Here is a 20,445-nt window from a genome sequence, read left to right on the forward strand (position 1 = left end):
CGAATTACCTTTAACGTTGACTAGACCACTTGAGTTTAAATTTGTTAATTTCTTCATCGGTGTAAAAATGACTCACTAATGGTTGATCATAAATTTCTTCTAAATATTCATCACTAAAGGTGAGACTCTTTCTTAAATTATCATAGATGAGATAGTCATCCGCTTCTAAAAAGTCTGCTCGGTCAAGTCGTTCACAATCTAAATTTTCAACACCTAAAAAAGTTTCTAGGGCTTCTTTTAAGCAAGAATCAAGTTTTTCTAATTTTAAGACTAATAAGTCAATATTTCTGTCTGGGAAATTCGCAATCGCATAACCTTTTTCTTTCGGAAAATCAATGGAAGCGATATCAATGCCGAAAACTGGTTGCAATTCTTCTTCAAACCAGTCAAACTGCTTTCCATAAACAAATTTTTGAGACCAAAATTTTTTAATAATTTCATCCATTGTGATTAATCCTTCTTGATATTTTATAAAAAATTCAGGAAAAACAGATTGACAATGAATGACTTGAAAAAACCAAGAAATATTACGGGCGATGGGTTCTCGGACTCCAGTAATAATTTTAATATTTTTTTGATTTTTAATTTCCTCAATGTGTTCGCTTAAATATTTGGTCATACAGGAATGCCCAAAGGTAAAAGCATGATAATGTTTCTCCAGTTGCATTGTTTTCCAAATTTTTGAGAAATGTTCTGAATTCAGATTATGAATATGATAAATAGCTTGATTTTGCAGATGTTTTTTTAGGGTCAAATAGGTACTCATTGAACCGACTTTCCCCATTTGATAAACAAATATGACTGAAGAATTATTGAGAAGTTCTTGTTTTAATTTTCTTTCTGTATTCCACATATTAATCCTATTATTCATATAGGAATACACGGGAAAAAACTGTTTATCTGCGATGGGATAATAGTTAAGAGCTTGGTTTGAGAGTTTAGTTTGTGTGTTCATGATGCTTGTTGATGATGCTGGAGGGTTGAATTTAAAATGCTGACGAGGATAAACCACCATCGATGGGAATAGTAATTCCCGTTATATAACTCGCACATTCTGAAGCTAAAAATACAACGAGATTAGCAAATTCTTCAGTCGTACCAATTCGATTCATGGGAATTGTTTTTAGAATTCCTTCTCGGATTAAATCTGGGGTTGTTCCTTGCTTTTTGGCATAAATTTCTAAATATTCTCGATGTCTAGGGGTATCAATAACGCCGGGGTTAACACTATTAATTAAAACATTATAGGGGGCGGTTTGTCTAGCTACTGATTTGGTAAAATTCATTAAAGCTGCATTGACAACACCCGATTTAACTAAACGAGGAGATGGCTCTTTTCCCGATGTCCCAATGATATTAACAATTCTTCCCCAATGTTGTTTTTTCATAATCGGTAACACTAAATTGGTTAATCGAATATAACCCATTAATTTTCCTTGAAAAACGTTTAACCAATCTTCATCGGAAAGGTTTTCAATTAAATTCTCAGCAAAGTTAGCTCCTTCAGAATTATTTACTAAAATGTCAATTTTGCCATATTGATTTAAAGAGTCCTGTATTAATTGTTCAGAATCTTGAGCTTGATGGACATCAGCCACTAAACTCAGAATTTCTTGGACAGGATAAGCTTGAGCCAGAGATTGATAAGCTTGTTCTAAGCGTTGGGAATTGCGACCACAAATAATTAAGTGACAGCCTTCTTCTGCTAATTTTTCAGCAATGGTAAACCCAATTCCCGCACTACTTCCCGTAATCAAAGCCACTTTATCTTTTAATCCTAAATCCATAAACTTTGTCCTAGCATTTTGAGGTTAAACTTAAAATCATAAAACGAACTAAATTAAAATTTTAATCAAATTAATATCTTGTTTAGATGAATTATATCCCTTTTTTAAAACTTTTGAAGGAGCATAATAAATTTGACCATATTCTAAACACTGTTCTTCATTTTCTATGGAGATTTCTAATTTTCCATTCAAAATAAATCCGATTTCTTCTTGCTCACCTTGATGTGGGGGAATGGAATAACCCGAAGGGATTTTCATTATGACAATTTCAAACCAAGAACCCTTAACAGATTGACAAGGTAAGTGAGTGATTTTATCTTGGTTGTTGGATAGTGTTAATACAACGTCTTCTGAAGGTAAAGCAGAGGTAATCCGTTTAAGATCAAATCCAATCATCGGTTCTGATAAAGGATTAAAAGCACCATGAGGAATATTGCCATCAGCTATATAAACATCTTGCAAAGGTCTTAAGGGTTTAATCAAATCTTTAATATACAGTTCTAGTTCTGCTGAGAATACCATGCCAATTTGACTTTCAGGATGTTGGTGGGATTCAAGTTTAGCATTAGGAGCTATAACGTATAATTGAAAAATGGTATCTTGGCATTGAAAAACCTCTAATTCTACATGATGATTGAGTTTAAGAGGATCGGGAATTGGGAAAAATTCAGACATGATTTTAGGGTACAGGTTCAAAATGAAATTGAGAGGTTAAATCTCAATTATTTTTATGTGATGAAGGCAACTATTTTGAGCGGATAGGTAGCTTTTTTAGGTATGCACTGGTAAATAAATACTTTGAATCATGGTGTTTTCCTTTTTGTGAAATAAAGACCAACTCATCTCAATTTTACCATATTGTGAAATAAATTCTAAATCATATTCTCGGAGGGCATTTTCATTGGTAATGGCTAAATCTGCCAACCCTTGTTTAACTTGAATAGCGGCCACACTGGTAGAATTGACAAATTTGATTTTAATCTTATTTTGATTCAGGTCGCCAGGTAATAAATAGGGAAGTAAAGGAAGAGGAGCGGGATGAGTAACCAGGGTACAATTTTCTAAAACGATTTCTTCATTTTTTCGCTTGGCTAATCCGTAAACGGGTGTGGGATAGGTGAAGATAAAACCTAGTTTAAACCTCGGTTCCATATAGAAATCATTAATTTTTTCATAGGCATGGGGGACTAACGCCAAATCTATCTGATTTTCGAGTAAAGATTCTTTTAAATCTGTAAAGCTATCAAATAAATGACTATTAACCGAAATCTGTTGTAATTTCCATTGAGAAATTAGATAATTTAAGGTTTGTTCACTACTGGTTTCTTTTGGACCCAAAGTGCCAACGCTTAAGGTTTTGACATCAAGCTGGGGATAACACAATTCCATTGAAAACTTTAACATGGTTTTAAGGCTCCTGAATTTTTAAGGGCGGATAAATTAGGATTTCCGGTGCAAAATAAAACAATTTCAAGTTCAGCAATTAAAAATTTTACCAACTCATCAACGGCGGCTTCTGATTCAATCGCTGCTACGAGAAACGGTCGAGCCAACCCTCCTAAATCGGCTCCTAAAGCGATGGATTTGGCAAGGTCTAAGCCATTTTTTAAGCCCCCAGAAGCAATTAAAGGAATGGTTGAATTCATGGACCGAATGGCGGTAATACATTCAGCCGTAGGTAAACCCCAATCGGCAAAAACTTGTCCGAGATGCCTTTGTCTGTTGTCTTTGGCTCTTTGGCTTTCGACTTTGGCCCAGGACGTGCCTCCGGCTCCCGCCACATCAATCGCGGCGACTCCGGCTTCAATTAATTGTTTGGCCATCACCGCAGAGATGCCATTTCCGACTTCTTTGGCGATGACAGGAACGGGTAATTGAGCGCAAATTTGCTGAATTTTAGCGAGTAACCCTTTAAAATTAGAATCGCCTCCCGATTGCACCCATTCTTGTAAAGGATTGAGATGCAGAATTAAGGCATCAGCTTCTAATAATTCCACCAATTTTAAACAGTCTTCTAAACCGCAGCCGTAATTTAACTGTACAGCCCCTAAATTCGCTAACAGGAGAATATCTGGTGCCAGAGAACGGACTGCAAAGGTCGGCGCTAATTCCGGTTGTTCGAGTGCAATGCGTTGAGAACCCACCCCCATCGCTAAACCATAGCGTTGAGCGACCGTTGCCAATCGAGTATTGACTAAATGGGCTAATTCTGTTCCTCCAGTCATGGAAGATATTAGAATTGGAGCTTTTAGAGATTTCCCCAAAAAGGTTGTCCCCAGTTCAATATCGCTACGGTCAAGTTCAGGAAGACAACAATGGGTAAAACGATATTTTTCTAAATCGCTTGTAAGTTGTTGAAATTCTACATCTTCTTCGATACAAACTCGCAGATGTTCGCTTTTACGATTTTCAATTTCACTGGGAAGATTAGGAGATGACATAGTTGTTATCAAGCATGAGGGTTAAACATTAAATTGAGTTTAAAAATCGAGTTCTGAAAGCAGTTCATCTAGTTCTACCTGATTAAGATCCGCATCGGGAAAATCCGATGGAGTATAGCCCCCTTCTGCCGATAAACAATGGTTAATCAGGCTTTCTAAAGAATCTCGATAAGCAGCGGCTAAATTTTTGATCGTTGTTTGATGATGAAAATTTTCACTATATTGCCATTCCATATCAAGTTGCCCATCAACCACAATTCCATGAATCGCAATTAAATGGGAACGTTGTCCCAAAGGACTATGAATGGAACCAGTGGATTCTTGAGATAATTTCCAGCCTATCTCGCCGATTTGATGGCTTGTAAATTGACCTAAATAATTAAAGCTGACTTGAGCTTTTGGATAGTTTTTTAACGGGGATTGAATCGTTAAATCTGAACTCAGATAATATCCAATTCCATAATCAAATCCCCGATTCGGAATTTGTCGTAATTGCTCTTTAATGGACTTGAGACATTCACCGGGATGGTGAAGATTTTCTAAGGTCAAAAAGACGGGAAAAATACTGGTAAACCAACCCACAGTTCGAGATAAATTCACGGATTCAATTACATTCTCTCTTCCATGACCTTCCATGTCAAGCAAAAGCTTATAACTCCCTGTCCAATGGCCAAAAGCTTGGACTAAAGCGGTTAATAAAATATCATTAATTTGGGTGTTATAAGCTTGCGGAACCTCCTGTAAGAGTAAGCGGGTTTGTTCTTCGGTTAAGGTGAAAGAAACCGTTTTTGCATGGGCAACAATGTTGGACTGAGCTTCACCTTGACAGTCCAAAGGAAGAGGAGAAATTGAGGGAAAATCACGGTTTAGCCAATACTTGAATTGAGCGTGAAATTCTGGGGTTGTAGCATAGTTTTGCAGTTCCTCAGCCCAAGTTTTAAAAGAACTGGTTTTAGGAGGAAGTTGCAGGGGCTTTTGGTTTTCTAATTGCTGGTAAATAGTGACGAAATCTTCGAGGATAATCCGCCAAGAAATTCCATCTACTGCTAAATGATGAATCACAATTAACATTTTTCCACTCTCAGCCAAGGCGAAGAAAACCACCGCCATTAAGGGTCCTTCCTCTAAATCCAGAACCCGTTGTTGAACCTCGGAAATTTCTGCTATCTTGGTCAATTGTTCATCGCAAGATAGATGGGATAAATCCACCTTTTCAAAGGCAAAATTATTGCAATCATCGCTGTGATTTTGTTGCCATTTTTCCCCTTTTTGAACAAACCGTAACCGCAAAGCATCATGGTGATAGAGTAATTTAGAAATAGTTTGTTTTAATAAATCAGGTTGTAGATTATTGGGAACCTCTAACAAGATAGATTGATTAAAGTGATGACGTTCGGGCCAGTTTTGTTCAAAAAACCATTTTTGAATCGGAGTTAAGGGGACGTGACCGATGACTAAATCCTGTGTGGTTTGATTAACCGAAACTCGCTCCGCTACGGTGGCTAATTGAGCGATAGTTTGATGACTAAATAATTGTTTAGGAGTAATTTGTAATCCCGCTTGATTAGCTTGAGCAATAATTTGAATGGCTAAGATAGAATCTCCTCCCAATTCAAAAAAGTTATCGTTAATACTAATAGTTTTAAGTCCTAAAACCCTTTGCCAAATTGCAGCGAGAATGCGTTCTGTTTCTGTACCTGGGCTAAAATTGATGGCAGCTTCATTCTCTAATTCTAGTGCAGGTTGTGGGAGAGCGCGACGATCGATTTTACCATTAGGGGTTAGGGGAAAAGCGTCTAACAAGACGAAGAAAGCAGGAACCATATATTGAGGTAACTTTTCTTGCAAAAATAAACGCAATTGAGAAACAGTTAAGTTTTGAGAGGCAATCACATAAGCACATAAACGCTTAACACCGGGTTGATCTTCTCTGGCAATAATAATCGCTTCTTTAACTTGGGGATGTTGATTGAGAATGGTTTCAATTTCCCCTAATTCAATTCTAAAACCTCTAATCTTAACTTGATGATCAATACGTCCAATAAATTCAATTTGTCCGTCGTTTACATAACGAACTAAATCACCGGTTTTGTAAAGGCGATCACTGAGTTTTTGACTAAAAGGATTAGCAATAAATTTAGAATCGGTTAACTCTGGACGGTTGAGATATCCTTTAGCTAATCCAACGCTGGCAAGATGTAATTCCCCAGGAACACCAATAGGAACGGGTTGGAGATAGCGATCAAGAATATAGATTTTGGTGTTGGCGATCGGACGACCAATGGGCAGCATATTCATGTCTTCAAAGCATTGTGCAACTGTAGCACAGACAGTGGATTCCGTTGGCCCGTAAGCATTAAAAAAACGCCGTCCATTAGCCCATTGAATAACCAAAGAAGGAGGGCAGGGTTCTCCCGCAACAATGATATTCTGCAATGCTGGCAAGTTCTCACTGGACAGAGCGGCGAGTGCTGATGGCACAAGAGTCAAATGGGTAATCTCCTGCTCTTGTAACAGTTCCAGTAAAGGTTGTCCTGGTTGTAGTTCTTCCCGCGTTCCCAGATAAAGCCTTGCCCCCGCACAAAGAGCCATGACAATTTCCGAAATAGAAGCATCAAAGCTAATGGATGCAAACTGAAGGACACAACTATCTGGCTGCACGTTAAATAGCTTGATTTGTGCTTGGGATAGATTACACAATCCTCGATGAGCAACGAGAACTCCTTTCGGCTTTCCGGTTGAGCCAGAAGTGTAAATGACATAAGCTAAGTTCTCTGGTGTTAGGCTAGTGATAGGGTAACTTTTACTTTCGGTAGAGATTTCTTTCCAATCGGAATCTAAGCAAATTACTTGTGCTTGATGCTGTGGTAACGAGGTGACCAGTTTTTCCTCAGTCAATAGAACTGCTAGTTGCGAATCATCGAGCATATAAGCGATCCGCTCAGATGGATAAGTAGGGTCTATGGGAACATAAGCGCCAGCTGCTTTCAGGATACCTAAAATCCCTACTATCATTTCAAGGGAAGGTTCGATACAGATGCCCACCAGTGTTTCTGGTTTTACCCCCAAGGTTTGTAAATAGTTGGCTAATTGGTTCGCCTTGCTGTTTAGTTCTCGGTAGGTTAGCTGTTCGCCTTTAAAAATTAGTGCTATGGCATCTGGTGTTTGTTCTACCCACGCTTCAAATAACTGATGAATACAGTAATGATCAGGATAAGACGTTTGAGTTTGATTCCATTCTACTAATAATTGTTGTTCTTCCGATTCAGTCAGTAACGGTAATTCCCCGACGGTTTGCTGAGGATTGGCTACAATTCCTTTTAATAAAGTTTGGAAATGACCCACCATGCGGGTAATTCTTTCGGCGGTAAATAGGTCGCTATCATATTCCCAAAAACCTTCTAAATAAGCTCCTTTTTCGGTTTCAATTTCCTCTAAAACTAAGCTGAGATCAAATTTAATTCTCTGGTTTTCAACGGCTAAATATTGAGCCTTTAAATCAGGTAATTCTAAAGCATTGAGGGGGGCATTTTGCAGCGCAAACATGACCTGAAATAAGGGATTATAACTTAAACTTCGTTCTATTTCTAACCCATCAACCACTTGCTCAAAGGGTACATCTTGATTGGCATAAGCTTCTAAAACAACATTGCGAGCTTGCTGTAATAATCCCGAAAAAGTCGGATTTCCTTCTAGGGAATTTCGCAGCACTAAAGTGTTGACAAAAAAACCAATCAAAGGTTCAATTTCTTGTCGGTTTCGGTTGGCGGTAGGTGTCCCGATTAAAATATCATCTTGGCCACTATAACGGAAGAGTAAAGTGTTTAAAGCAGCCAGTAAGGTCATAAATAAAGTCGCCCCCGACTTTTGGCTCAAAAGTTTCAGTTTTTCGGTGAGTTCTGAGTTAATTTGAAACGAGATACTATGACCTCGAAAATTGGCAGTAGCTGGACGGGGTTTATCGGTTGGAAGTTCTAATAAAGGAGGAGCGCCCGTTAATTGTTTTTTCCAATAATTTAACTGATTTTCTAAGATTTCACCTTGTAACCATTGTCTTTGCCATACCGCAAAATCCGCATATTGTATAGGTAATTCGGGTAAATCTACGGTTGAATTGGATAAAAGTGCTTGATAAAATTTAGATAATTCTTTAAATAAAATGCCCTTTGACCAACCATCGATAATAATATGATGGAAAACGTTGACTAAAATATAATTTTCATATCCCAGATCAAACAGAGTACATCGTAATAGGGGAGCTTGAGTTAAATCAAAGGGTTTTTGTAGTTCTTCAATAATCTGTTTATCAATTTGCTCTTGGGGGATATCTTTTAAATTAATAACTAATAATTTAATCTTTAGAGATGGAGCAATTTTTTGAATAGGTTTTCCTTCAACCATTGGAAAGGTTGTGCGTAAGCTCTCATGCCGTTGAATAATAGCATTAATCGTTTGCTCTAAAATATCAATGTTTAAGCGTCCCGTTAAACGGATGGTTAGAGCTTCATTATAAGCCGAATTTTGCTGATCCATCTGATAGAGAAACCACATTCTCTGTTGAGCAAAAGATAGAGGTAACTCTTCAGTTCTGGCAACGGGATCAATCACCGATTCAAGGGGTTTAGACGGTGTTGTTGCGCTTCTTAAAAAAGTGAGAATTTCTGGTTTTCTTGTGCCGATTTCTTGCTTAATTTCCGGTGTCATCGCTCCCTGGGGAGCTTGATATTTTAACTTATCTTCCTCAAGCCAAAGATTGATGTCTAAACTATTTAAGTAAGATAAAAATTCTGCGACTTTCATTAATAGTATCCTTTTCCCTAATTGATGTTCTGGTATTTTTGGAATGGGGGGTGATGTTTGGCTGGGTTCAGTAGCTCAAGCTAGAGCTACTGTTAGAGATATAATCAACGGTTCTCATAAATTTAAATACCCTCAAAGACTAAACACTATGGCACAAATAAAGGTTATCAATGGCGAGGAGTGAGTGGTTATTGTTAAAGTCAGTTACTATGGGAGCAACCGCTTACATACTCCACAAAAAGACTGTTTTAAACAGAAACTATTTATAGCATATTCTGGATGATAAATTTTAGTGATGGATACAATTTTTTACATTTTTTCCCAAAAGGGTTCTGAAAAGCTTAAATTTTAGTTAACCTATTTTCATAATTCTCCTTCTTCATAATTTTCTGCGGCTGTTGTCATAACTTTACCACTTTTGGATAGACTGTGACTATTTTTGGCTACATTAAGCACCTCAATCGTTTGAGTTAAACTGGCAACGGTTGGGTATTCTAATAAACTGTGCAACGACAATTCTACCGAGAAAACATCCCGTAAACGAGAGATGACTTGACTCGCCAGCAAAGAATGTCCTCCTAGTTCAAAGAAATTGTCATGAATTCCAATTTGAGATAGATTTAACACCTTTTGCCAAATGTTAGCAACTTGACGTTCAGCTTCCGTTCTGGGTGCTATCAATTCGTTATTTTCTTTGCCTTGGAGTTCCTTGAGTAATTGCCGCTTATCAATATCTCCATTATCCTTGATAGGGAGGGATTGCCGCAGCACCAGGGGACATTGATAGGACGTTCCAAATCGATCTTTTAGACTAACATGATTAGGTAGATTGACCGATTGAACTGTAGATTTACGGGTGTAATAAGCCGTTAACTTTTGGCATCCTTCCGACCTAGATGTGAAACGGTTAATCTTGCTATTACTCCCATCTAAACCGATCATTAATTGTCTTTGGTTGTGATATAAACTCGTTAGAAATGAGTCTAAACCTTGCCGTACTGTCATATCATAATACCCTTGAGATCGAGTTATGTATTGCATCTGATAACCTTGGCTAATCCCGGTTTCTTGCCAAGTTGTCCAACTGTAACAATAACTGGGGAACAAATTCTTAGATTTTTGATAGCTGTTCAAAGACTCAAGGAAACTATTAGCCGCCGCATAGGAACCCAAAGCTGCTCCTCCAAAAAAACTAGCCAAGGAAGAAAAACTAATAAAAATTCCCTGAGATTCTTTGAGAAGTTGATGTAAAACCCAAGTTCCTATTACTTTAGGACGAAGAATTGTCGATAAACCCTCTTGATTTTCGTCCAGAAGTAAACAATCTTTGTAAATTCCAGCCAGATGAATCACCCCATTAAGTTCTCCTTGCCATTGTTTTTTCACCTGTTCTACAGCCTGTTTAACTTGAGGGAAATTAGCCACATCTACCCCTTGATAAATGACTTCTCCCCCAAGGTTTTCTAAAGCTTGGAGATTTTTGATTTTTAAGGATAATTGATCTTCGACTTTGAGGTACTCACTCCAGAGGTGTTTTTCTGGTAAAGGTGTTTTTCCAATTAACAGTAAACGAGCTTGATAATTTTTGAGCAAATACTGAGCAATTTGTCTGCCAATCCCCCCTAGTCCTCCGGTAATCAGATAAATTCCCCCTGATTTAAAGGGTAATTCCTGTTGGCTGTGTTGAAGTAAATTGACTTTTTCCAAACCTGCGATTAAACGTTTCCCGTTGCGATAGGCAATTTCTCTTTCCTTGGATAAAACGGATAGTTCTTGCAGCAGATAACTGACATTAATTTCGGTTTGATCCAGGGGTAAATCAACATGACGAGTATTTAACCAAGGAAGTTCTTGAGCTAGGGTTTTGATCAGTCCTAAAACTGGAGATTTTTCATAGCCAATTTCATCGTTTTCTATGACAAATTGACTATAACTAGAAACAAATAGCAATTCAATTTTTAAATTCAGATCATGAATTTTAGCTAAAGCTTGAACTAGAAATAATAAATCATAGGTTCCTTTTTCTAGTGCTTTTTCTAACTGTTCAATTGTTGAAATTTCTCCCTGATAGTCTTGATAAGTACCCAGATGAATAATATTGCTAAGGATAATTTTTCGCTCGGATAAAGATGCCATTAACTGTTGATAATGATTGGCTGTCCCGGGTCTGAGGGTATAGCAATTTTGACTGATTTGAGAAAATTCTTCCGCTGCTAAAACCGTGATACAGGGTAAGTTTTGACCTTGGATTTTTTCTGCTAAAGATGCTCCTAAACCCAAGCAATCCAGAAAAATTAAACTACAATACTTGGAAAGTTCGGTTTTTAAGTTAACTGGAGATCGAGGTTTCCAAACTTTCTGGTAAAACCAATCAGGAATGGTTTGATCGTTTTCTAATAAAATATCTATTTCTTTTAAAATAGAATTAAATTCTCCGTTCGCAAACCGTTTTGTTAATTGCGATCGCTGAATTTTACCAATGGAAGTTTTAGGAATTTCAGTTTTATTTAAGGGGATTAAATATTCAGGATTAACCCCAAAACTGTTAATTACTTTTCGTCTAATCTTTTTCAGAAGTTCCGCTAGATGCTGGTGGTCAAAGGTTTCTGCACTAAAAAATAAAGCTAATTGATCGGTACTATTCCTAGGATCATAAACAGCACAAGCGGCGGTGTAGGACACTTCTACTTCTTCAATAGTTTCCACTACAGTTTCAATTTCATGGCTATAATAATTGACTCCATTAATAATAATGGTTTCTTTACTTCTTCCAGTAATAACTAAATGACCGTTACTAATAAATGCTAAATCTCCTGTCTTAAACCAGCCATCTTTTAAGAAAGCGTCTTGATTCGCTTCTGGGTTTTTATAATACCCCGGTGAAACTGCATCTCCTTTAACTTGTAAATGACCAATGGTTTCTTCTGGTAATAGGGAATTATCAGCATTAACAATTCTAATCGATATCCCCGGAATGGGTAATCCTAAATCCGTAAAGGTTGCACCATTGGGATGTTCAGGATGGACTCGTTTTAAGGAAGAATTCAAGGATAATTTATCAACCGTATGAAAGAGTAATGGCTGTTGATCCGTCGGCTGATAATAGGTAATTCCTGACCCCATTTCTGCCATCCCAAAAGCAGGACGCATCGCCGTTTTTTTCAGATTATATTGAAGATGAAGGGTGTTAATAAATTCTCCAACTGCTTGACCAGAAACGGCTTCACCCGCTGCCAAAAAGAATTTGACACAATCTAAATTCCAATTTTGATCCGGTTCTTTTTTTAAAGCTTCATTGATCAAATTATAAGCAAAATTAGGAGCCCAACTATGGCTAATTCGATATTGATCAATTAAATCTAACCAATTCAAAGGACGACCTAATATATATTCAGTTTGAACATAAACCATTTGGCATCCTAACTCGACACAGCGAATATTCCAGTCGGAAATACTTCCAATATGATCAAAAGGAAGCCAATTAAGAATAATATCGTCGTTTTGATGTTCACAAATGATGTTTGTTCCTCGCGCACGAGAGATCACATTTTTATGGGTTAATGAAATACATTTCGGTATTCCTGTACTGCCTGATGTTAGATTAAAGAACGCGATATCATCCGGTTGACCAATAGGAGGCTGATGGGGAGAATGAGTTTTTAATTCTTCAATAAAACTCAAGCTTAAGGGTTGATTAGGCAACCATTGTTCTAAATATTTTATCTCTTGCTGACGGGATTGATTTGTGATAATAATAGGTTCATCTAACAACTGCCAAACTTGAGATATTTTATGAATTTCATTATTAAAATCTTTATAGCTGGGTGGCACTGAAATAATAAAAGGAATAAATCCCCCTAAAAGACACCCCCAAAATGCGGAAATAATATCATAGTTTTCCGATAGCTGAAGAATTACTTTATCTTGAGCTTGTAAACCCTGCTTTTGTAATCCGGCTTGTATTTGTTGAGCGTCTTCCCATAATTGTTGATAAGACTGAAAAACTTCCAATCCATTAGATTGAATATAAATAATCCCTTTATTTGAATGATTTTCAGCAGCTTTTTGGAGGATTTCTGCCAAGGTTTTCGGTTGAAGTTCAGATTCTTCTAAAAGCTGTCCGTGACTGATTCCAGCTTGAGTGTTAGAAGTGTGAATCCCCAGATGAATCGGGGTTTCAGATTTTTGATGATCATTTTTTTTCTCTATTTTTAAGGGCAATAAGTCCGATAGATGTAGGGGTAAAATTTTGATTTTTTTGGAAGTCATGACGACGGCAACTTGATCAATGTCTGACAAAGAGCGTAGTTTTTCTTCTGTCTCCTGAACTTGATGATCATCGATAATTTCAATATTCTTTAATGCAGTTTCATCGACATCACCGCTATCGGTTAAGGGTAAACTGGAAATCTGCACATAGATATTAGGCAGAAGATTGTCCGGTAACTGAGACTGTAAATCGGAGGACAATTGTTCAGAATTCCAAGCTCCAGAGGAAACGATATAGGCGACTAATTCCCCCTCCCGTACCATAAAATAGCAATCTTCAATTAAGGGATTTGATAAAAAGACTTCTGCTAATTTCTGACAATTTAATTGTGGATTTTTCTGTTCTGTCCTCATACCTAAAATCCTCGTTTTTGTGTACATCTTGCCAATTCAATTCAATTCTGAATTTCATCACTGTCTGAGCTATCACATAATAGCTCATTCGGGGTACGATAGTCAAGACATTTTCGAGGACGATTGTTAACCAAGTTTACTGCTCTTTTTACCTCCTCTGGCTTAAGGATTTTAAAATTCCTTTTCTTGGGAAAGAATTGTCTTAACAGTCCATTAGTATGCTCGTTTAATCCCCTCTCCCAAGAAATTTTGTAGATGGTTTCTTGACATCCTGACCGCCGTAAAACGGACGGCGATTCCCAAAACTCACAATTTGGGTTTCTGCTTCATAGATGACATGACATCCCAGCAAGACGGCTATTTGCCGTTGAGATAAATTTACCTCTTGACCAAGTTGGTAGAGCAAGTTTCTTGGTTCTATGTTAGGATGTTGGTGGCTTCATTTTTGGGTCTGATTTGTTGTTGTTAAAGATCAGAATATACCTGATGAGCCTTTCTCTGTCAACTCTTAAGGCTGATGCGTTTCCTTTTTGAATTGGCGTTTTTGTTGGTAACGAAGCTGATAAGCGGTAGGGTGAATAAAAAATGACAGAACAAGCTTGGTGGGTACAAAAATGGCTGGAACTACTCGATTCCTATCGCTTTAAAAAACGCTTGGAACGAGCTAGACTTTACGCCAGAGAAGGCAATGTTTTAAGTATTGACTTTGAAGACTCGCAAGTTATTGCCAGAGTACAAGGCAGTGAACCAGAGCCTTATATAGTGGATTTATCCCTAGTCGCTTTTAGTGATGAAGAATGGGATTATATTATTAAGCTTCTCTCCAAAAAGGCCATTTATTCCGCTCAATTGCTCACGGGACAAATGCCCGATCATATCGAGCGTGTTTTTATCGATAGTGGGGTGAATTTATTTCCCTTTTCCCTAGCTGATATTCGCTCTCGTTGTACCTGTCCCGATCAAGCCAACCCCTGCAAACATATAGGAGCAGTATATTATCAATTGGGCGATCGTTTTAGCGTCGATCCCTTCTTGCTTTTGCAACTGCGCGGCCGAACCAAAAGCCAAATTCTGGAAGCTTTACGAGAAAAACGCTCCTATTCCTCTGATAATCAACCTTTAGCAGTCAGTGAACCCCCCACAGTAGTCGAAAAAACTGCCCCCGACAGCACTATCGATCGCTTTTGGCAGTACGATGAGGAGCTAGACCCCTCCCTAGTTGTGATTACGCCGGGGAATGAAAATCAAACCATTCTCGACATTTTAGGCAATTTTCCCCTCGCTGCCCCCGAATCAGATGCCATAGAACAATTTTTAAAACCAATTTACCGGCAAATTCCCCAAGAAGCGATGGCGATTGCTTTACAGTAGGGGAATTTGAGGTATATAGTTATTTCAAATAAGAACGAGACACTAGGCGACACAATAAGTACGAATAATTTCATCAAGGGGTGTCCCCACAGGAGCATACATTCTTGCCCTCTTTAATGCACTAAAATCATGTTCGATATCATTTAAATCAGGAGAGTATTTTGGCAAAAACACGACCTGATGACCTGCTTCCTCTACCAGTTGTTTAATGACTGTCTTCCGATGAATTGGTGCATTATCCATAATTAATACTGATGTTATGGTTAGAGAGGGCAACAAATATAAAGATAACCACCCTTCAAAACCTTCGGCATTCAGGCTTCTCGTAAATACCATCGGTGCAATAAAGTCTTTTTTTCCCTTTCTTCTACCAGCGACAAGGTTCTCTCTTTTTCCTCGTTTTCCTTGTCTATCTCCAAAGACTTTCTTCCCTTTTTTTGACCAAGCATAAAAACAGGCTTGAAATTCTTCAAACCCTGACTCATCAATAAATACAAGGCTTTCACTTCCATATATTTTAATCAATTCTCTCAGCACTCTGTAGTATTTCATTCTTTCTTCTCGGTTTCTTTCTCTATAACGAAGTTCCTTCTTTTTTCTGGTAACTTTCATGTTTTTTAAGGCATAGCAAATGGCACTTGGTCTCACTCCAAATTTCTCGGCTCTGTCTCTTAATCTTGCCTCGGGATTTTCTTGGACATCTTTTGACAGTGCTTTCCAGTCCAGCTTTCTCTGACGGTGTTTTACCTTTGTTGCTTCCAGTTTTTCCCTACCTAGCCATCTATATATCGTCGCTCTTCCTATATTAAATAGAGCGGCGGCTTTGGTTATGCTTCCCCCATTCTCTACATAATCGATTACTTTTTTTCTCAAGTCTAGGCTATAAGACATTTTTCTGTATGGGTTGCTCGTTTCTCTTGATTTTACCTTATTTTTCCCTCGTCTCACACTTATTTGAAATGACTATAAGTAGCTGGTTATAATTAAATTAAAAATGGATTTTAGGTTCGATCCTCCCTGCCCCCCCTTGATAAGGTAGGGTTGATTCAAGGTAGGGTTGATTCAAGGTAGGGTTGATTCAAGGTAGGGTTGATTCAAGGTAGGGTTGATTCAAGGTAGGGTTGATTCAAGGTAGGGTTGATTCATGAATCAACCCTACCCTTGATAAGGGTGGTGTCTGATAATTTTTAACGCCTACCTACTTAGGATCAGCTGAATAAATCTAAAAACCTTGTTGGATAGGACTTTTAGACTTTTTTCCCCTCAAAAAGTGCCAGCCATTGCGGGGATCGGGGGGAAAATTCAGGTGCTTTTTCCCTGAAAATTAGGTAATTGACCACCTGAAAATGGGTAAAACCCCACACCCCACACCCCACACCCCACACCCTGCCCCTAGGAAAAACTTTTTCAGCAGACCCTACTTAGGATCAGCCCGTTCAAAGTGGTGCAAAAGACAAAAAAGCCAGCCAGATTTGTCCTCGCATCAGGGCCAGGAATTAACCATGGAGAAAATCGCCCCACCACTAACCGCTAAACCGTCTTACTTTTGCTGGTTTTACTGCCTGGGGAAGTAGTTTTTTTGGTCGTGCTAGAAGTAGTTTTCTTAGTAGTGGTTTTCTTGGCAGTGGTTGTCTTGGCCGCTAGGGCGACTAAAGCTTGTTCTAGAGTCAGGGTTTCGGCGGTTTCTCCTTCGGGAATCTTGGCGTTGGTCTTACCGTGCTTGATATAAACTCCGTAGGGACCTTCGTACAATCCCACGGATTCCCCATCGTCGGGATGTTTACCCAATTCTTTTAAGGGTGGTTTGGTGGAACCGCGGGCGCTGCGAGTTTTTTTCGGTTCGGCTAATAAGGCCAAAGCTCGATCGAGGGTTATGGTTAAGACATCATCGCCGGCTTTCAGGGAACGATATTCTTTTTCCTTACCCTGTTCCTGAACTATATAGGGGCCAAAACGACCTAAGCTGGCTTTAATTTTGCCTCCGGTGAGGGGATGGGTTCCCAGTAGTCGCGGCAGTGCCAATAAACCCACCGCTTGTTCGAGGGTGACATCCTCTGGTTTGACTCCTTTGGGTAGGGAGGCGCGTTTCGGTTTGGGGTTGTCATCGCTGACATCTCCTAACTGGACGTAGGGGCCGTAACTACCCACGAGCAGATAAATTGGCTCTCCGCTGTCGGGATGAAGACCTAATTTATCGGGACCCTCGGTTTTCTGTCGCAGCAGGGTTTCTACCTGTTCGGGGTTGAGGTCGGCGGGGGTTAAATCGGCGGGGATGGAAGCGGTGAGGATTTGATCGCCTCGGGAGACTTCCAGATAGGGACCGTATTTGCCGATCTTGATAGTTGCCTGTAAATCCTCTAAAATCACCGATTTGGCGGTGCTAGAGTTAATTTGACTCTCGCGCTCTTTTACTTGGCTTTCTAGCCCTTTTTCGCCGCGATAGAAGCGATCGAGATAGGGCAACCATTGAGCGGAACCAGTGGCGATATCGTCGAGAGTTTCCTCCATTTTCGAGGTAAATTTGGGATCTACCAGGTCGGGGAAATGATTTTCTAACAAACTAACCACGGCAAAAGCGGTGAAGGTGGGAATCAAGGTTTTATTCCGCATTTGGGCATAACCGCGATCGATAATTGTGCCGAGAATGGTGGCGTAGGTGCTGGGTCGCCCGATTCCTTCACTTTCGAGGGTTTTTACGAGGGAGGCTTCGCTATAACGGGCGGGGGGTTGGGTATCGTGGCTAATGGCTTCTAGTTGGCGACAATTGGGGGTATCACCGACGCTGAGGGCGGGTAAGATTATTTCTTGGTCGTCGATGGCGGCTTCGGGATCGTCGGAACCTTCCACATAGGCGCGGAAAAAGCCGGGGAAGTCGATTCTTTTGCCGGAGGAGCGAAATCCGGCATTTTCTACCTGAATATTAACGGCGATCTGGGTAATGCGGGCATCGGCCATCTGTGAGGCGACGGTACGTTTCCAGATTAGGTCGTAGAGGGCGAATTCTAGTCCGCTCAGTCCGGTTTCCCGGGGCAGGCGAAAGCTACTACCGGCGGGCCGGATGGCTTCGTGGGCCTCCTGTGCGCCTTTGCTTTTGGTGGTGTACTGCCGGGGTTGGGGACTGAGGTAATTTTTTCCGTACATTTGTTCTACACAATTGCGGGCGGCGGTGATGGCCTGATCGGAAAGATGGACGGAATCGGTCCGCATATAGGTGATGTAGCCCTGTTCGTAGAGATTTTGGGCGATTCGCATGGTGTCGCGGGCGGATATGCCCAGTTTCCGGTTAGCCTCTTGCTGTAGGGTGGAGGTGGTGAAGGGGGGGGAAGGTTTGCGAGTGGTGGGTTTTTCTTCGGTGTGGCTAACGCGCCAGATTTTGTCTTCGATGCGTTCTTTTAAGGCGGCGGCGGTGGCTTGATCCAAAAGTGTCACCTGGCGACCGGGGAGCAGTCTGCCGGTGTCGGCATCGAAATCGCTGCCATTTGCCACTTTTTGACCGTTTAAGGTGACTAATTTCGACTCGAATTGATTTTTGTCTTTTTCGAGGGTGGCTTTCAGGTCCCAATAATTGGCGGTTTTAAAGGCTCGTCGTTCTCGTTCCCGTTGTACGAGCAGACGTACCGCCACGGATTGCACCCGGCCGGCGGATAACCCTTTGGAGATTTTTTTCCAAAGTAGGGGGGAGAGGGTATAACCGTAGAGGCGATCGAGTATGCGGCGGGTTTCTTGGGCGTGAACTAAATTTTCGTCGATGGAGCGACAATTTTTGAGGGCGGCTTGGATTGCCTCTTTGGTGATTTCGTGAAATACCATCCTTTTGGTGGGTATTTTCGGGTTGAGTACCTGCAAGAGATGCCAACTGATGCTTTCGCCTTCCCGATCTTCGTCGGTGGCGAGGATCAGTTCGCTGGCCCCTTTGAGGGCTTCTTTTAATTCTTTGACGACTTTACTTTTGGTTTTGGGGACGACGTAGAGGGGGTCGAAATCGTTCTCCACATCTACGCCTAAGTTGGCCCAGGATTTGTCTTTGTGGGCGGGGGGAATTTCTTCGGCAGAGGCGGGCAGATCGCGGATGTGGCCCATGGAGGCTTGGACTCGATAGCCGCTAGGCAGATAATTGCTGATCGTCCGAGCTTTGGTGGGGGATTCGACAATAACCAGGGTTGACATAGGAATTGATCACGAGGGCATGGCCACAGCGACTGTTTTAGTTAGACTGACCATCTTTGTTTGATGATGGGCAAAAGTTACTATTTATCTTGACCGGCTTGATTCGGGTCAAAAGCCACTTACTACGATAATAGAGATTAAAGCTGGTGTTTTGTCACTAACTTCTTAATAAAACTTAATATTTTTCTGAAGCAGGGAGATGGGAGCAGGGAGTGGGGAGAAGGGGAGAGGGGAGACCAATTCGTGCGCGTTGCGGGGGGAGATGGGAGCAGGGAGAAGGGAGAAAAAAGCTGACACTGATGACTGATAACTGATAACTGATGACTGATGACTGACTCCTAACCCCATATTCGCCAAAGATAAGCAAAATTTATTGATTGATGCCAAAAACTTGAGAATATTTAAATTAACATTCCGCAATATTTATAAATTCTTAAAAATTAATTGAGAAAGATTTTTATTTAACAACGATGTTACAATGGTTACAGCGATTTTACTGAATTTCATAATGGAATATTCTGTGCTTTTTTAGGCAGCAATGGTTGAAACCCTCACCAAACCTAGAAGGTTATCCTAATTAGGACGGGTAAATTAGTCAATTTCACCAACAACGATGATCTTTTTTGTGTGTAGTTTTATTGCAAAAAAAAAGTTTTTTTGACAAAAAGCACAAAGTATGATATGCACCCAACGTATTTCTGGCTGCCAGTAGTTATTGCAGAGTAGGATGGGGAGAAGGGAGAATAAATAAAAATAATCCTCCTGACTGGAAAGAGGGTGTAGGGTGTGGGGTGTGGTGCGATTCGTTGGCTAGAAACTAGACAGTAAGACGTTTAGAGGATTAGCCGCTTGGTAAATGTAGTACCTTGATAACTTTATAACCCTACAGGTGCGGGTTAGTAATAACCTTAGTCCTGTCCTCTAGATGCCTAGAGTGACGGCATTTCCTGCTGCTTTAGACTTGGTACATCTGAGGTAGTGAGCGAGGAAAAAAAAGCGGTATCTGATAGCCTAAATCAGAAACCCGTTGAGCCAGAACCTATGGATAGCCCTGGGGCGAAGATACGAATTAACCATCGTCAACACCCACGAGCCAAAAGGCTGACAGGCTCGAAACAAAAGTTAACAGAGTTGGGGCTGATAGCTCATACCACTATCAGTAAGGCATTCCCGTTACTCTGTTGTGGACAGTATCATCCTAAGGGTTCAACCAATGGTTATAGGGAACGAAGTAACCCTGATTGACTCTGCCCGTT

Annotated in this window: 12 protein-coding genes and 1 pseudogene; 1 reads left to right on the forward strand and 12 read right to left on the reverse strand. The window is 40.1% G+C overall.

Translation table 11 applies throughout. The features are described 5' to 3' along the window. Positions 1-10: 10 nt before the first annotated feature. From MAE_RS24625 to MAE_RS31030, 9 genes and pseudogenes are all read right to left on the reverse strand, one after another. A complete protein-coding gene (locus MAE_RS24625) occupies positions 11-955 on the reverse strand; it encodes a putative capsular polysaccharide synthesis family protein (protein ID WP_012267919.1) in 945 nt (314 codons plus the stop codon). 31 nt (positions 956-986) lie between these two features. After that, positions 987-1,787 (reverse strand): SDR family oxidoreductase, encoded by an 801-nt coding sequence (locus MAE_RS24630; protein WP_012267920.1) that lies wholly within the window; start codon positions 1,785-1,787, stop codon positions 987-989. 48 nt (positions 1,788-1,835) lie between these two features. Continuing rightward, positions 1,836-2,462 (reverse strand): cupin domain-containing protein, encoded by a 627-nt coding sequence (locus tag MAE_RS24635; RefSeq protein ID WP_041804379.1) that lies wholly within the window; start codon positions 2,460-2,462, stop codon positions 1,836-1,838. Between the two features lie 96 nt (positions 2,463-2,558). Then, entirely contained in the window at positions 2,559-3,191 is a 633-nt protein-coding gene (locus tag MAE_RS24640; RefSeq protein WP_012267922.1) for a LysR family transcriptional regulator, read from the reverse strand. Continuing rightward, positions 3,185-4,228, reverse strand: a complete 1,044-nt coding sequence (fni, locus tag MAE_RS24645) for a type 2 isopentenyl-diphosphate Delta-isomerase (protein WP_002796364.1) — start codon at positions 4,226-4,228, stop codon at positions 3,185-3,187. The genes MAE_RS24640 and fni overlap by 7 nt, the downstream gene beginning before the upstream one ends. Positions 4,229-4,267: 39 nt before the next feature. Further along, positions 4,268-9,028, reverse strand: a complete 4,761-nt coding sequence (locus MAE_RS24650) for a non-ribosomal peptide synthetase (protein WP_012267923.1) — start codon at positions 9,026-9,028, stop codon at positions 4,268-4,270. Positions 9,029-9,391: 363 nt separating this feature from the next. Further along, positions 9,392-13,651 carry an SDR family NAD(P)-dependent oxidoreductase gene (locus MAE_RS24655; protein ID WP_041805016.1) on the reverse strand — a complete coding sequence of 1,420 codons (4,260 nt, stop codon included), beginning with the start codon at positions 13,649-13,651 and terminating at the stop codon, positions 9,392-9,394. A 41-nt stretch (positions 13,652-13,692) separates the two neighbouring features. Continuing rightward, a pseudogene (locus MAE_RS32910) lies at positions 13,693-13,896 on the reverse strand (transposase); the annotation flags it as partial. Next, complete coding sequence (locus MAE_RS31030; RefSeq protein ID WP_012267925.1) at positions 13,878-14,057, reverse strand: hypothetical protein; 180 nt, start codon at positions 14,055-14,057, stop codon at positions 13,878-13,880. The gene MAE_RS31030 and the pseudogene MAE_RS32910, both read right to left, overlap by 19 nt. A 179-nt stretch (positions 14,058-14,236) precedes the next feature. On the opposite strand from MAE_RS31030, the gene MAE_RS24660 reads away from it, so the two are divergent. Continuing rightward, positions 14,237-15,022, forward strand: a complete 786-nt coding sequence (locus MAE_RS24660) for an SWIM zinc finger family protein (RefSeq protein ID WP_002796369.1) — start codon at positions 14,237-14,239, stop codon at positions 15,020-15,022. Between the two features lie 42 nt (positions 15,023-15,064). Here MAE_RS24660 and MAE_RS31035 read toward each other — a convergent pair whose 3' ends face one another. The 3 genes from MAE_RS31035 to topA all read right to left on the reverse strand — a co-directional run bounded on the left by MAE_RS31035 (position 15,065) and on the right by topA (position 19,189). Then, positions 15,065-15,913, reverse strand: coding sequence for an IS630-like element ISMae21 family transposase (locus tag MAE_RS31035; protein ID WP_012264307.1), 849 nt, complete (start codon positions 15,911-15,913; stop codon positions 15,065-15,067). Positions 15,914-16,269: 356 nt separating this feature from the next. Continuing rightward, the gene (locus MAE_RS34245) at positions 16,270-16,407 is read right to left on the reverse strand and encodes a hypothetical protein (RefSeq protein WP_173351092.1); all 138 of its coding nucleotides are present in this window, start codon (positions 16,405-16,407) and stop codon (positions 16,270-16,272) included. 145 nt (positions 16,408-16,552) lie between these two features. Continuing rightward, a complete protein-coding gene (topA, locus tag MAE_RS24670) occupies positions 16,553-19,189 on the reverse strand; it encodes a type I DNA topoisomerase (protein WP_002796370.1) in 2,637 nt (878 codons plus the stop codon). Positions 19,190-20,445 lie beyond the last annotated feature (1,256 nt).

The sequence above is a fragment of the Microcystis aeruginosa NIES-843 genome, assembly GCF_000010625.1.
GTDB lineage: Bacteria > Cyanobacteriota > Cyanobacteriia > Cyanobacteriales > Microcystaceae > Microcystis > Microcystis aeruginosa.

Bases quoted from the DNA above. Each gene is read 5' to 3' on its own strand.
- MAE_RS24625 (WP_012267919.1), bottom strand. From the start codon at position 955: ATGAACACACAAACTAAACTCTCAAACCAAGCTCTTAACTATTATCCC.
- MAE_RS24640 (WP_012267922.1), bottom strand. From the start codon at position 3,191: ATGTTAAAGTTTTCAATGGAATTGTGTTATCCCCAGCTTGATGTCAAA.
- MAE_RS24650 (WP_012267923.1), bottom strand. From the start codon at position 9,028: ATGAAAGTCGCAGAATTTTTATCTTACTTAAATAGTTTAGACATCAAT.
- MAE_RS24655 (WP_041805016.1), bottom strand. From the start codon at position 13,651: ATGAGGACAGAACAGAAAAATCCACAATTAAATTGTCAGAAATTAGCA.
- topA (WP_002796370.1), bottom strand. From the start codon at position 19,189: ATGTCAACCCTGGTTATTGTCGAATCCCCCACCAAAGCTCGGACGATC.
- MAE_RS31035 (WP_012264307.1), bottom strand. From the start codon at position 15,913: ATGTCTTATAGCCTAGACTTGAGAAAAAAAGTAATCGATTATGTAGAG.
- MAE_RS24635 (WP_041804379.1), bottom strand. From the start codon at position 2,462: ATGTCTGAATTTTTCCCAATTCCCGATCCTCTTAAACTCAATCATCAT.
- fni (WP_002796364.1), bottom strand. From the start codon at position 4,228: ATGTCATCTCCTAATCTTCCCAGTGAAATTGAAAATCGTAAAAGCGAA.
- MAE_RS24660 (WP_002796369.1), top strand. From the start codon at position 14,237: ATGACAGAACAAGCTTGGTGGGTACAAAAATGGCTGGAACTACTCGAT.
- MAE_RS24630 (WP_012267920.1), bottom strand. From the start codon at position 1,787: ATGGATTTAGGATTAAAAGATAAAGTGGCTTTGATTACGGGAAGTAGT.